At 29.4% G+C, this 14,999-nt stretch carries 11 protein-coding genes and 1 pseudogene; 2 read left to right on the top strand and 10 right to left on the bottom strand.

From position 1 onward, the window contains the following. Positions 1 to 282: 282 nt before the first annotated feature. From Q9969_RS10430 to Q9969_RS10415, 4 genes are all read right to left on the bottom strand, one after another. Entirely contained in the window at positions 283 to 984 is a 702-nt protein-coding gene (locus tag Q9969_RS10430) for a zinc ribbon domain-containing protein (protein ID WP_305557542.1), read from the bottom strand. A 163-nt stretch (positions 985 to 1,147) separates the two neighbouring features. After that, complete coding sequence (locus tag Q9969_RS10425; RefSeq protein WP_305557539.1) at positions 1,148 to 3,337, bottom strand: DEAD/DEAH box helicase; 2,190 nt, start codon at positions 3,335 to 3,337, stop codon at positions 1,148 to 1,150. Positions 3,338 to 3,342: 5 nt separating this feature from the next. Beyond that, positions 3,343 to 4,623, bottom strand: a complete 1,281-nt coding sequence (locus Q9969_RS10420; protein ID WP_305557536.1) for a BREX system ATP-binding domain-containing protein — start codon at positions 4,621 to 4,623, stop codon at positions 3,343 to 3,345. A 7-nt stretch (positions 4,624 to 4,630) separates the two neighbouring features. After that, the gene (locus tag Q9969_RS10415; RefSeq protein ID WP_305557533.1) at positions 4,631 to 5,398 is read right to left on the bottom strand and encodes a hypothetical protein; all 768 of its coding nucleotides are present in this window, start codon (positions 5,396 to 5,398) and stop codon (positions 4,631 to 4,633) included. A gap of 307 nt (positions 5,399 to 5,705) precedes the next feature. On the opposite strand from Q9969_RS10415, the gene Q9969_RS10410 reads away from it, so the two are divergent. Both Q9969_RS10410 and Q9969_RS10405 read left to right on the top strand, forming a co-directional pair. Further along, a complete protein-coding gene (locus Q9969_RS10410) occupies positions 5,706 to 10,364 on the top strand; it encodes a hypothetical protein (RefSeq protein ID WP_305557530.1) in 4,659 nt (1,552 codons plus the stop codon). 72 nt (positions 10,365 to 10,436) lie between these two features. Then, on the top strand, positions 10,437 to 10,598 hold the full coding sequence (locus Q9969_RS10405; protein ID WP_305557527.1) for a hypothetical protein: 162 nt from the start codon (positions 10,437 to 10,439) through the stop codon (positions 10,596 to 10,598). 161 nt (positions 10,599 to 10,759) lie between these two features. Here the strand turns inward: Q9969_RS10405 and Q9969_RS10400 are convergent, their stop codons facing one another. The 6 genes and pseudogenes from Q9969_RS10400 to Q9969_RS10375 form a co-directional block, all read right to left on the bottom strand. Beyond that, positions 10,760 to 11,167 carry a PD-(D/E)XK nuclease family protein gene (locus Q9969_RS10400; RefSeq protein ID WP_305557677.1) on the bottom strand — a complete coding sequence of 136 codons (408 nt, stop codon included), beginning with the start codon at positions 11,165 to 11,167 and terminating at the stop codon, positions 10,760 to 10,762. Positions 11,168 to 11,593: 426 nt separating this feature from the next. Further along, positions 11,594 to 12,832 (bottom strand): annotated as a pseudogene (locus Q9969_RS10395) (3'-5' exonuclease); the annotation flags it as partial. Between the two features lie 64 nt (positions 12,833 to 12,896). After that, positions 12,897 to 13,310: a UvrD-helicase domain-containing protein gene (locus Q9969_RS10390; protein WP_305557413.1), complete on the bottom strand. Its 414-nt coding sequence runs from the start codon at positions 13,308 to 13,310 to the stop codon at positions 12,897 to 12,899. Then, the gene (locus Q9969_RS10385; protein ID WP_305557410.1) at positions 13,276 to 13,446 is read right to left on the bottom strand and encodes a hypothetical protein; all 171 of its coding nucleotides are present in this window, start codon (positions 13,444 to 13,446) and stop codon (positions 13,276 to 13,278) included. Before Q9969_RS10385 ends, Q9969_RS10390 begins: the two co-directional genes overlap by 35 nt. 74 nt (positions 13,447 to 13,520) lie before the next feature. Further along, positions 13,521 to 14,156 carry a UvrD-helicase domain-containing protein gene (locus Q9969_RS10380; RefSeq protein WP_305557525.1) on the bottom strand — a complete coding sequence of 212 codons (636 nt, stop codon included), beginning with the start codon at positions 14,154 to 14,156 and terminating at the stop codon, positions 13,521 to 13,523. Between the two features lie 59 nt (positions 14,157 to 14,215). Continuing rightward, positions 14,216 to 14,578, bottom strand: coding sequence for an HIRAN domain-containing protein (locus Q9969_RS10375; protein WP_305557522.1), 363 nt, complete (start codon positions 14,576 to 14,578; stop codon positions 14,216 to 14,218). Between the last annotated feature and the right edge of the window lie 421 nt (positions 14,579 to 14,999).

Raw genomic sequence — 14,999 nt, 5'->3', positions numbered from 1 at the left:
AAGACACATCGTAGATTCAGTAATTATTAAATAAAACACATGATATTAAGATAAATTACCCTATTAAGTTTTATAATGAGGAATTTATAATATTTAATTTATTAGGATAACTCCCTAACTATTTGCTACATTACAGATGTAAAACACGCACATATGCAAATAACACACAATCTCAAAATATAGGGCTTTAAGTCTACAGTAATAATTCACCAATATAATTAAATTGTGTCTTTGCCATTATATTTAAAAAGCACAAGACTGCCTACTTCTTTCTGATTTTATTTAGTCTGAAACCTGATGGCCGCAATTGGGACAGAATAGTGAACTTGAATCTAGTTTTTTACCACAGTCAGTACAATACCTATCATCACTGCAAATTATGTCTTTTCTAATATCAAATTCTTTTTTAGAGATTTCACCCGCTTCAAATAATGAATATAAGTCTAAAAGATCATCAAACTCATCATGATTTTGATTGGAAATATTGTCCTCAATTATTTCTTTTAAAGGAATGGCTTTACTTTCATTAACCTCAAAAATTGCCCTGCCCTCACTTGCAGATATTATAAATGTCTTTTTAGACCATCCTCCAGGAGCTATTTCAATATCAAGCATATCAACATATAATATTTTCTGACCTGTTTCATCAATGATTATGCCATCAGATTCCAGGATTAAATCACTGCCTAACGGCTCATCGTCAGCGGGAATATTAATCCAGACTTTTCTTTGCTTGAAAATAATTTCTTTTTCTTTTTGCTTTTTAGCCAATCTAATATTAACAGAATCCATGGAACTTTCAAACTCTTCAATTAACTCGGGAATTATTTTATCCTTTTTAATATCAAGGTGTTTTGCTTTTAGAAACTTTAAAAATTGTTTATTTGGTGAACCTAATGGATTGATTAAATCATAATCCTCCAATAAATCCATATTCTGTTCATAGGTTTCATTTGAATAATTAAAGAAATCTTTCAGTTCCATTATAATAGTATATTTTAATTGAATATATATATATGCTCTTTCACTCAGGATTTCACCTAAAACGGATCTCTCTAAATTTTTATAATCTAAGGAAGATAAATCCCCTGTTGTGAAATAATGTATATTTTAAGTTATAGTTCATTGTTTGACTGATTTATGCGATTTATTTCTCTTCAGCATCCAAATACTGATTTTTTCGAAAGCCCATAATCACTTTCCTAAACATGGAATTATCAATGAAATAAAGACTTTTATCCTCTGTTGCTTCAAGCAATGCGCGTTTATCAAATATTAAATTCATTTTCAGATAACCCTTAACTTCTTTAGGCAGATACTCCATAAATTTATTTTTTTTAAATGAAACTGTTAAATCATCAAGCATCGCTTCGGTTTCGCTTTGGGACAATATATTTTCCAAATCATAAATAACACCTTCAAAATCCCCAACAGAGAGATGTTCCTCTGTTTTAAATGAAATATAGATCGGTGAAGTGAATGGATTTTTAAGTTCATAATACATTTCAAATATTTTCAATAATAATATGTTGGCCTTATCTCCGGCAAAAGTATAAATATAAACTTCATTTGAATTATTTATTTCAACAGGAATGATTCCCTCACTAAAACCGTCCATTTGAGCCGCTTCGATTGCAAGTTCAATATTTTTCCGAGCATCTTTCTCAAAAGGCCTTAAAAATTTTTCATCAAAATCCCCTTGCAATATTTCATATATCTTATTAGCAATTAATGGTGAAAGGGGAACTCCGCCGGAGTTCCAACTTGGTATTTTTTCTTTATTAAGTTCAGTTTCAATTACTTGAACTTTATACCTCCCATGATTTATTGACATTACTTGCCATAATTTACCTGCAAGATTAAATTGATCCCCATCACCTAAATCAACTGCATATATAATATCCAGCGTTCCAACTTCATTATTTCCCTCAAAAACTGAATATTCAAATCTTGGTGCGAATACTGAAAAGAAATTTTTATAATTACATTGGCCAAAGTCTTTTTCAAACTGATAACCCAAGGTCAAATTGTTATTTCTAATGTTCAACATATCTCTTTCTTTCATTTCCTTTAATAAAGTTACATATTCCTTAAAAGAAATTCCTGAAAATGCATAACACTTATTCAATTCATCATATAAGCTTTTATAGTTAACATTTCCTTTTTCATAAACACAGCTCAGTATTTGGTGGAATAGGATATCTATGGATTTTTTTGAAACGGATATTTTTTCAACTTCACTTTCATGATACAACATTACTTCAGCTAATGATACCAGCAAGTTGAATCCTTGTGAAAGTAAAATAGTTCTTTGAACCTTACTACGTCTTCCGCTTCTACCAATTCTTTGTGAAAATGAACTTACTTCATTAGGTGATGTTAATTGTACAACTATATCTATATCACCAATGTCTATTCCCAATTCCAGTGTGGTTGTTGCAACCATAAATCCATATTTTACTTCTTTAAACCTGTCTTCATTTTCTTCACGAATATCCTTGTTAATAGAACCATGGTGAATAAATATATTCCCCATTTTAATATCTTTTTTAAGTTTAAGATAAGTGGTTTCAGCAACTTTACGAGAATTAGCAAAAATTAAAACCTTTCTGTCAACATATCTTTTTAAAACTTTTGAAAGTGCATAATGGGGCAAATCAAACACTTTATATTGTAATTTACGTCCTTCATTATCCTGAATTATTTTTGCAGGTTTATCTAAACTAACCCATTGAGATATTAATTTAGGATTTCCTACAGTAGCCGACAGTCCAATAATAGATGCATTAGGAGCATATTGGGAAATTCTATTTAAAAGTGAGTTAAGTTGAACTCCCCTATCAGATGCGGCAAAATAATGAATTTCATCAATTAAAATAAATTTGATATTTTTAAAAACGCGTTCTTTTACACCGGAACTCCTATTCATTAAAATTACTTCAAGAGATTCAGGTGTGGTTAATAAAAAATCTGTGGGATTTTTAGTGAACTTGTCTTTTTTATCTCTAGTTACATCCCCATGCCATTTAGTGACAGTCAAATCAAAATGATTTCCCCATTTTTCAACACGATTATGCATATCATTAATCAAAGCTTTAAGGGGAGATACATATAATACGCTGCAAGATTCCAGATTATTATCAAGTATCTCAGAAAATATTGGTATCAATGCGGCTTCAGTTTTACCCGATGCGGTTGGAGCAAGAATCAATGTGTTTTCATGGTTTAATACACTAGGAATGGCTTTTCTCTGTATTGAATTTAATTCTCTCCAACCCAATATATTTGATAGAAAATGCAACAGTCTTCCATTGATTTCAAAACCATCTTGACTCATTTTACCTACCAGTCATCATCAAATTCATCTATATCCTCAAAGTCAATATCATCTCCGAAACCACCAGGTGTTTCTTGTTTTTCAAATAGTTCAATGATTTTTTGAGAATCGTTGAAGAAACTTTGATTTTGTTGTACCGTATCCAATACACTAATAAATGAACGGATGAATGTTCTTGGAGTTACCTTACCTCCAGTCAGGCTAGCATCAGTTAAATGAATAGAAACAATATCCTCTAAAACCGGATTGATTTTATCAGACGCTTTCCAATTATAAGCTTCTTCATGCATGATTGTAAGCTTGCCTGCAATTTCCTTGAGATTTTCTTCATCAAACCCTTTTAAATTAAAAATAGGTTTTCTCATATCTTCCAAATCAGTATCCAAAACTGTTTTAAGCCTATCATCCAATGCTTCATATGAAGGAATACCTTTTTGAGGCTGTTCAAACCATTCAGGAGTTCCGGCAAACAAAAATAGTGTATTTTGGAATTTTCCCAAATTACAATTATCATAAATATCCCTAATATAATTATAAGCAATATCTCTAAGTTTTTTAGTATGCAAATTCATAATAAATTCAGCCTCATCAATCAAAACAATCAATCCAGAATATCCTATTGATTTAACAAAAATAGATAATGCCTCTAAAAAGTTGATTGCATTTTCTTTAGTAACATCACCCTTAACACCGAATTTCTTTTTTTCAGTATACGGAATGTTAGAATCCCCTCTAAGCCAAGCCTTAGCATTTGCTGCCGTTTGATAATTTTCTTCGTTCATCAGTTTATTATAATTCTCAATTGCAATGGCAAATGAATTTGCATGCTCTCTTGTATCAGCTAAATCATTATATAAGTTTTTACGGACCAATTCATTTTGTTTCTGGGGATTTGAAGACTCTTCAAAAGCCATCATCTTTAATCCGGTTATCCATCGGTCAATAATATGGTCTAGGGAAGTGCCGGTTTTACATTTCAAGTTACGGGCAATATTTTTATAAACAACATCAATTTTATTAAATGGAATATCATTACTTAAAGTAATCCATGAAACGACAAAATTCTTTTCAAATGCTATTTCCTCAACAACTTTTAAAAAGAAGGATTTGCCTGCACCATATTCCCCATTAACGAATTTGACAATCGCTTTTTCATCAGAATCAACTTTATCAAGCAACCTGTCAAACTCTTCTACTTCCTTTTCACGACCCATACATAAGTTTTTTGCTCCATGTGATGGAACATTTCCACTTTTTAGAGCTATCAATACATCTTCATAATCCATATTATCACTATTCTAAAATAACATATGTAAAATTCTTTTTTTCTCCATTAGACAAATATAATGGCACAAATTTATCCGGATCTCTTGATGGAATATGCCTATATCCCAATTCTATTGCATGCCTTCCATAAAATTCCTGAATTTCTGTAATACTTTTATTAAGTTCATAGGCATCAAAGAATTTCTTTAAAATTCTTAAAAAATATTTTATTTCTATCTGATTTCGGTTTTCGTAATGGCTTATCATTTTATAGACAACTTTAATTGTATTTAACATGAACTCTTTTAGTGGTCTTGTGTATTCTTCTAAATAGGATGGTAAATAGTTAACCAAATTAGATCTTTTTCTAATATGTATAAAATCTTCTTTAGATAACTCATTATATTCTTGTCCAAAAAACTTCGCACTGCTCTTTTTAATTTTTTCAGATTCCAAATATTGAACCATGTCATTTGTAGGAACCGGCTTTGAAAAGTATTTAATTCCTTTAAGCTTCAGTTTTTTTCTAGATTCATAATATCCGTATAACACTTCTTCATCAATATATGTTTCTTCAACTTGAGTATATCCAAAAAATTCAATGGTATTTTTTCTCTTTGTAACTAAAAAAAGCCTATCTCCCGGATTAATTTTTTTAATTTTAACTGAACGTTTTTTAGCAGACCCGATACATTTTTCTTTATCAATTTTAGGAATGATATCAAGATTATCCAGTCTATGAAACCAATATTTATGAGTATTATCCACTTTTTTTAATGAATTGCCTTCAACCATATTAATGCATTACTCCCTAAATTTAATAGTTAATAACTATAATATATATTATAAAGTTATTGTTAAAATATTTAATCAAAGCAAAGGACATAAAATGAGTAATCAAGAACAAATAAATAAACATTTATTCAACAAATTATTTACTAAAATGCCTTCCATCAAGAAACTTAATAGTCATATATCTGAAGTGAACAATATTAAGCTAAATAAAAGTATCAGATATTTATATTATTCAAGAAATACATGGTTTGGATTCAGTGAAACAGATACCAAATTCATTTATTTTTTCGGAACACATTCTTCGAATATGGACAAATTTAGCGAAATTGAAAATTCATTAATGATTGATTTTGATAAAAAGGACTATAAAGATTCACTTGGATTGATTACTAAGGATTTAACCATATACCTAAATAAAACTATTTTAAAACAGAGATACCCTAATTTTAATGAAGAAATGGATATTGCCCAACAATATGAAATTAGTTTAAGAAATAAAATGCCAATGATTAAATTAGGGAAATTAGAAGAAGACTTTACAGATAATCTATATGGATTAATAAAAAACACTTCTTTAAAACCCCCTGTTGAAACACCCAATAAAAATCAGGAGGATAACTCCAAAAATCTGTCAATGAATCTGTTTTTAAATTCCATGAAAGCCGGAAAAAATTATGAACACTCTTTAAAGATTGCTAAAATTGATTCAAAAACGGTTGATGCCTGGTATGTTAAAGGAAAAAGAGGTAATGAAAAATATATGCATTTTTATGAAACATATAAAGAATTAATGCTTAAAAATCCATATCCTCATAGGAAAATGACCATATTTCTTGATGAAATTAAATCTGGAAAAACAGAAAAAGAAGCTATTAAAAAAGCAAATATCACTTCTTTAGAATTAAAGAAATGGATTCTAACCGGAAAAAATTCTGAAGCTGAGTATATTGATTTTTATGAAGACTACCTCCAAATTACAAAAGAAAAATCATCAGAAAAGAAAACTAAAAACAACGATTTAATCAATGAATATATTAAATTAATTGACGAAGGTAAAACAAATAAAGAAGCTTTTGAAATACTGAACATTCCAAAATTTAAAGTTAAGAATTGGAAAACACAAGGAAAATTAGGCAATAAGGATTACAGCGAATTTTACAACACATATCTTAAGGCAGTTAATAGAGAGGAATTGAATAAAATTAAGCTGTTCATAAATCTAATCAATGAAGGAAAAAATAATGACGAAGCCATTAAAGCCATTAAAATACCTAAATTTAAAATTAAACAATGGTTTAATCAGGGAAAAAACGGCGAAGCAGATTACATTGATTTTTATGATGCATACATGAAACAATATTGTGAAACTAAAGAAAAAATCAAACCTCAAAGTGAAAAAACATGTGAAATCTGTGGAAGAACTATTAATAAAAAAAGTAGTGAAAAACTATGTAAGAGATGTCGCAGAAAACAGCGCTGTGCAAATATTGTACAAGAATTATTATTATCAATTGAACCAGAAGTTCTCTTTAAAAAAAACGATTTGAAAAATCTTGGATTAACCGGAATGCAAACACAGGATTATATATGGACCCTTCAAGAATTTAATTTAATTAAAAAAGAAAAAAATAATAAGTATTCATTAATCTCAAAAGTGGATATTGAAGAATTTATTGAAGAATCCGGTGTTGAAATTAAAGATTCTGCAACAAATACCGTTAAATTAACCAAAACATGTTCAACATGCGGTGAAACATTGGAAATCTCTAAATTCCCAGTATCTGAAAATAATCCTGATGGACATGAGGACAATTGTAAAAATTGCAAAAAACTAATAAATGCTGCAAGTTATTTAAAAGAACTACTAAGCCATATTGATTACGATACAGAATACAGTGAGAATGATCTAGAAAAATATTACTCAAATACATTCTTACTTCAAGCTAAAACATGGCCATTATTAGAAAATGATTTATTAATCAAAAATTATGAAACAGACAAATATATATTGGCCAAACAGGAAACATGCGAAGAATTCTTAGATAAATATTTTAATGAAAAAACAAAAATTAAAGCTCAAAAGAAACCTACTGCCAAATCGGCTAAAACTAAGGATATTGTATTAGATGCAATTCATAAAGACAACACAAGAAAAGAATCTGCAAAAAAAGCATCAATCAAAGAATCTGAAATAGAAAACCGGATTACGCTTAATAAAAAATCTAATGATTATGATGATGAACATAATATAATGGCTCGTGAGAAATTTATAGAAAATATCAGGAATGGAAAAACCAGAAAAGAAGCGGCTAAAAGCGCATCTATTGAATTGAAACTAATAAGCAATTGGATTGCACGTGGAACCCAAGGTCAAAAACCGTATGATGAATTTTACGAAAAATATATGGAAACTCGTAAAATATTAAAACAAACAGCAAATTCCAATGAAGAAAAGGTGAAAAATGAATTTATCAATCTATTAAACGAGGGATATTCTCACGATGAAGCATCTAGAAAAATTGAAAACGGAAAATATTCAGCTGAAATTAAAAAATGGTATTCTGCTGGAAAATATGCTACGAAAAAACATTTAAAATTCTATAGTGATTGTGAAAATACAAAAAATCCAAATAAAATAGCAGATAATGAAGATATTTTAGCACCATTACCCCATGATATTAATAAATTCAAAAAAGGGACAAAAACCGGATTTGCATGGGTAAGCCATTCTGGAAATTACTATTATTATACAAGAACTACAAAAAATATTCGAATTAAAGCTCCGGATATTGAAAAATTACATCAAAAGGTTATTGAAAACAATTTGGATTGGGGAGTCATTAATTTAAGTAAAGCCGAAAAAACTTTAGGAAAAAAACCTAAAATCCCCAAAAAAGTAATTAATAAAGACATATTATCACCATTATCCTATGAATTAGAAAACAAATTCAAAAAGAATTCAAGAGGCACAAGTACTGGATTTGCATGGGTAAATAAAACCGGAAAAAAATATTCCTATACCAGGGTAATAAACAGAAAACATATAAATATCAGTGAAGAAACAATAGAAAAATTACATGAAAAAGTAATTAGTGAAAATTTGGAATGGGGAGTTAGAGATTTAACTAAAGCAAAACAAACCCTAAATCAAAAAATTGAAACAAAACCTATCAATGGCTCAAAAACCATAGATGAAGTGCCTGCTGAAGATATCCTGTCCCCCTTACCTAAACAATTTGAAGATTCATTTAAATCAAACAAAGTTAATAAAACAGGCATTGCTTGGGTAAATAAAACCAGCAGATATTGGAGTTATTCCAGAATAATAGACGGAAAACCTATTAAAATAAAAGATTCCGACATTGAAAAATTACACCAAAAAGTCATCGCCCAAAATTTGACATGGGGAATAAGGGATTTTGAAAAGGCAAATAAGATAATTATAACTACACCATCAAGTGAAAATGAATCAAATTCAAATGATGAAGACTGCACCAAAAATAAGAATAGAAATATTTTTTCACCCCTTCCCAGAAAATATAAAACTTCCATAAGAAACATGAACAAAACAACTGGAATTGCATGGGTAAGGAAAACTGGGAATGAATGGAAATATATACGAACTATTAATAATAACGAATCAATTGTATTAAGCGATGAAAATATAATAAACCTTTACAATAAGGTTATGGAAAGTAATCTAATTTGGGGAGTAACTGATTTAAATAAAGCTAAAAAAGTCATAAATAGAGAAACAAATGACATATTAAGAAAATTGCCCGCAAAGGTTAAAGCGAAAATTGATAAACCTGACGAAACAGGTTTCGGATGGGTGTACCCTAATAAAGATGAATGGGAATATTATAATGTTGAAAATAATGTTCCAATTTCAATTAAAAATCAAAATATTTATAAATTACATGAAATCATTATTAAAAATAACTATAGTTGGGGAGTAATTAACCTAAATAAAGCTTTAAAAACATTATCACAAGCACATGGTGAAATTTATAGTGCCAAAACTAAATCTGAAAAAACAACTGATGAAGACAATGGAAATAATCCAGTTATTAATATCCTTGATCCTCTACCAGGAAATGTTGAGAGGGAATTGGAAAATGTCGCTTATGAAACAAAAACAGGATTTGCATGGGTAAGTGAAACTGAAAATGAATATTCCTATCAAAAAATTGTAGATAGTGAGTTAATCATCATTGAAGATTCAAATATTCGTAAGTTGCACAAAGAAGTTGTTCAGGAAAAATTCATTTGGGGAGTTAGAGATTTAATAAAAGCAAAAGAAACATTGAGGAATTCCGATAAAAAGTTCAATAAGATATTGAAACCGCTTCCTCTTAAAATAAAACAAAAACTAAGAAAAAATTCTAAAGGCAATACATCTGGATTTGCATGGGTATATAAAATTGGCAATGAATGGAACTATACAAAAGTTGAAGATGGAAACACAATTCATTTTAGAGAAAATGATATTTACGAACTTTATAATATTGTAATAGAAAATAACCATATATGGGGAGTTAGAGATTTAAGTAAAGCAAAGCAAACATTGAAAGAATGCAATAAAAAACTTCCCGAACCTTCAAAAATAGATAAGATACCCAAAAAAACAATACAAAAATCATTTGATATTCCAAAAAAGGCAGTAAAAAATAATGATATATTATCCCCATTACCTGACAAATACAAAAATGCAATACAAATAAGACACTATCATGAAACTGGAATTGCATGGGTTAGAAAGATTGGAAATCTTTGGGTGTATGGAAAACGAATAGATGGGAAGTATGTCTCCATCAAGGATTCCAATATTTATAAATTGCATAAAAAAGTTTTAAAAGATGGACATGATTGGGGAATCATAAATCAGGAAAAAGCAAAAGAAACTTTATTTAATGCTCAACCAATCAATACAATAAATTCTTCCCCAAAAGAAAAGCAAAAATGAGCATTTGTTAATATAAAAAGAGATATTATTTCCATTGAAGGTAAAATTAAAAATAAAGATGTTCTAACTGTATTGGCGAAAATTTATGAATATGAAGATGATGTTTTAAAAATGAATGCTCAAAAACAAGATGATGAAACAGCAATATCAATAACATTAGAATTACCTAGCACACAAATTTCAGATTTTAAATCAGAAATTGAAGAATTTGAATTGGAGATAAATCAAATATAGTTATTTTAATTCAGCATAAGTTAAAATAACCTCTGTATTTCCAACTATTTTATTAAAGTATGCAGACATGAAAATATCCCAATATGACCATGAACTTACTCTTGACATATTCAAAGGAACACAGCATAAAAGCAAAAAGATTTAAGAAAAAATAATGATGATCAAACTTCCTGATTGCAAATACTTTTATAACTGCAATACTTACAATCCCCACATTTACAGGAGCCAAAGTTGTTTTCATGAATATTGAAAGCGACTTGCTCTAATTCAACTTTTAAATCATTAATGTATTCTTCATCGATTTCGAAATCGATCAATTTTTTAGATTTAATAGTGTAAACCTTAAGTTCGCTAATTTCCTTACATTCATATTCCTGATTTTGATCCCTTAATGCCAATACATATAAATGAAGTTGCTTTTTAAATTTATCTTTGTATTTGGCCTCTAAGCGAGTATTCTTATAATCAATAATGCCCAATTTACCATCAATTTCATAGATTAAATCAATGACTCCATTAAGGGCATAGTTTCTGTCTTTTAAATAGAAGGGATATTCACTATCAAGTATTTTTATATTTTTACCGTAATTTTTATAATAATGAATAAATGTTGCCGATTATTTCGTTAAGTTGTTTTTCATACCCAACAGGATCCTCTTCTTTTAACTCATCATTTGAATTTTCAAATAATTCCTCTATTGTTTTAACAACCTCATCCTCACCAATAAAGACATTGCCATTATTAATTATTTTTTTGTTGATAACTTCAAGTGTATAGTGGGCAAAAATCCCATCATCAATCTCCTGTTTTTCAGATATGGTGAAATTAACTCCGTTAGCTAGTTTTATATCTAAATGGACAATTATTATAATTTTCCAAAGCAGTGAAGCTTAAATCAACACAGTATTCATCATCCTCTTCATCCTTCCTGCAATACACCACATTGATGTCCATATCTTCAGGGTCAATTAATTTGCATTTATTTAAGTTTTCATTAATTGCATTTTTCTATGCAGTCCGGACCTTTTGGAAGTCTTTCAAATTCACTTTGTTCAATTGCGATTTGATTTGACTGGTTCATATCCTCCACTAATGAAGACAATATTAATGTATCCTCTGCACGAGTCATTGCAACATAAATAACTCTTTCCTCTTCCATATTATGAGACAGTTCAGGCCCGAATTCCTTATCAAATTTGGGATAATTTAAACAGTCATCAGGAGTGTAATAAACGGGCTGGCCAAAAATCCATCCATTATCTGGATTTGGATCGATATATTTCATTGGGAAATTGTCTTTTTTCAGAGAGGGAATAATAACAACCGGGAATTCTAATCCTTTTGACTGATGGACAGTCATTATTTGAATGGCATCACTTTCATCAGAAAAAGCCGAATGTCCTTCAATGGTTCTATATACAAACCAAAATGCACCTCTAATGTCCCGGTTGAACTTAACGTCAACAAATGTTTGAAGAAAACCTGTAATTTTTGAGAGGTTGTTAATTATAATATCTCCTTCATCACTTAAGATTAAATCTTCAGACAAATAACCAGTAACATCAGTTAATAGTTTTAAATAAACCTCAGAAACTGTTGGCCTGTCATAGAATTTAAAATCCTCAGAGTACAATGAGTCTTTAAATTCATTTAATTTTCTAAAGAATTCCAAATCATCTTCATTTTCAATACCATATTCAATTAGGTTATCGTTTGTTAAAACCGGCCTTGTAACACTATTAAATATTTTAATGAGCATTTCCTCATCACGGGCAAATACTGTTTTGAAGGATTTTTTACCTCCTCTATTATGGTCTTTTAGCCAAAAATAATTTTCAGCCCTGACAACATCCTCTTCAAATTTATTCTGCAAGCTAATCAGTATCTCTTTTGTCTCATCAGATAAATTGAACAAGACCTGATTGGCATATGCCTTTAAATTCAGCCAGTCTTTTTCCCATCTATTAAACCTGTGACTATGAGGATCATCATCTGAAACCAGATGGTGAAAGAGTGTTAAAATTGACTTAATTTCATCCTGACTGATTAAATCATTGTTATTGACCTGAAATTTAATATTTTCCGCTTCTAATTTTTCAAGCAATGGTCCGATACATCGTGAGGTACTTTTTGAAAGAGAACGAAATAGAATGCCAATATCGGACAATCTATTGATTTTTTCATTTTCAATCAAATATTTAATGATATTTACAATGTTTTCAGCTTCACTATCAAGTGATGATTCTTTAGTCGATTAATTTTTAGCATCATAGTTATTTAAAGAATAATAAACATGATTATTTTACATCACGACCACATTGAGCCTTTCCAAGTGCGGATTCAACTGGTCTTTGATGTTTAATGAAATCTTCAGACACATCGATGATTTCATGAGTGGAGCGATAATTAGTGGTCAGGCTTTTAAACTCGAATTTATCTTTATGATATTTAGCTAAATATGTAAATGGATTAATGTTTGAACCTCTAAATCCATATATGCTTTGATTAATGTCACCTACTACTGTAAATGATTTTGCTTGTTTCATCAGATACTCAAACAATTCCATCTGCATAGGATCTGTATCTTGAAACTCATCAATTAGTATGTTGGTGAACTGTGTTTTAAATCCATCTTTTTTGACAATTTCTAATGCATCCTTTTGTAGATGTGCAAAGTCAATTGCTTTTTCGCGCTTTAAGATATTTTTCATAAATCGGATAGGATTTGGCGATTTGCAGATATTGTGCATTATACTTGGACTCTTTAAACTCATCATTTTTTCGAACTTCATCATGAGGATATTCTCCATCATTTAATTCCATTCGCTCACGGACAAAAGTGGACATATCCCTCGCTGACTGGCCTATTTTCTGTGATATAATCAATTAACTTATCTGTGTCAACACTGAAAGAGCAATATTCATTTATATTTATTGGCAATATATTTGATGTTGCTACTTGACATGTAACATTCTTTAACAAATCCAAGCTCTTCCATATGCTTTCCAATGAACAACAAGTTTTTCTCACCGGCATCGTCTGAAATGATATTTAAACCAACATGACCATTTTCTTCAAGTATCTTTTCGCAAAAAGAGTGAATAGTTGATATATGCATCTTTTGAACATCACTTTTTAACAAATCACCTTCAGACAATCTCTCTCGAAGTTCATCTGCAGCTTTAGTTGAAAAAGTGACAATTAGCAATGATTTAGGATCCACCCCTAACTCATTTACCATATAATTAACTTTTTCAATTAAAACACGGGTTTTGCCTGCACCCGGCCCCGCTTCTATGCTTAAAAACTTATTTCCCCCATAAGTAACAATCTCTTTCTGATTTTCATTTAAATCAATTGCAATATCTGAAAACTCTGGAAATGCTTTTAAGAAGTTTTTTAACTCCCAATCATATTCACTTTTCAATACTGCCGTTAAATCTTTGAGAGGATAATCTTTTAAAAGAATTGGCATATCATATTCATTATAGATGCAGGTTTCTTTAATCTTATCTAAATTTTTTAGGAATTTATGTTTTTTTATAATATATGACATTTACACAACTGATACATGTATTGATTAAATCGCTCATCTTAAAGATCTAATGATAAAATCTATAATTCAGAATTGAAAAAAGTGTCATCCTCATTATCTTTTTTTAGCTCTTGGATTTTATCGTCACTAAGCACTTTAGCAATTACAGAATCATTGGAAACAAACTTAACTTCACAGTAACTGATATCACCAATTTTATCGTAAATTCTACCTGCACTCATGGTACCTTTGGTAACTGTTTGGGTACTATTTGCAATATACCCTGTTTTTCCAATATATTTGTTTTCACAAGCAATTGCTTCTAAATCATAATCATTATCAGGTTCTTTAACCAACCTTACAATAGATCCGATTTTGAATACTTTATTACCTTCATAATTCTTCAATCCAACAATAGTAGTATATAATTCTTTATTATTCATTTGAACCACCAAAACATACATTGTATTTAAGATATTACTATTTTAGTTTTTATAAATTAAATAGTTTACAACTTTTATCTACTCAATATTTCACGGAAATTTCAGGAATGTTATATCGAAAGTTATGGCATTTGCTTTAATGGAAGCTATTTGTAACTTAATGCAATTCAAAAAGATAGTGTAATTAATTTAAAAGTTAAAAATCACAACCCTTATTTTACTGGAAAACTATTATGCAATTCAAAAAGATAGTGTAATTAATTTAAAAGTTAAAAATCACAACCCTTATTTTACTGGAAAACTATTATGCAATTTATAAATATGTATTGGATAGTAGTATTTATAATTTGTCACAATCCTTGTTTTACTGGAAGCTGTTCTGCAATTTTTATATTGGACAAAAATATAAAAAGCTAACAAA

It is taken from the genome of Methanobrevibacter sp. V74, from assembly GCF_963082495.1.
GTDB lineage: Archaea > Methanobacteriota > Methanobacteria > Methanobacteriales > Methanobacteriaceae > Methanocatella.
This window is presented reverse-complemented; position numbering and strand designations above follow the sequence as displayed.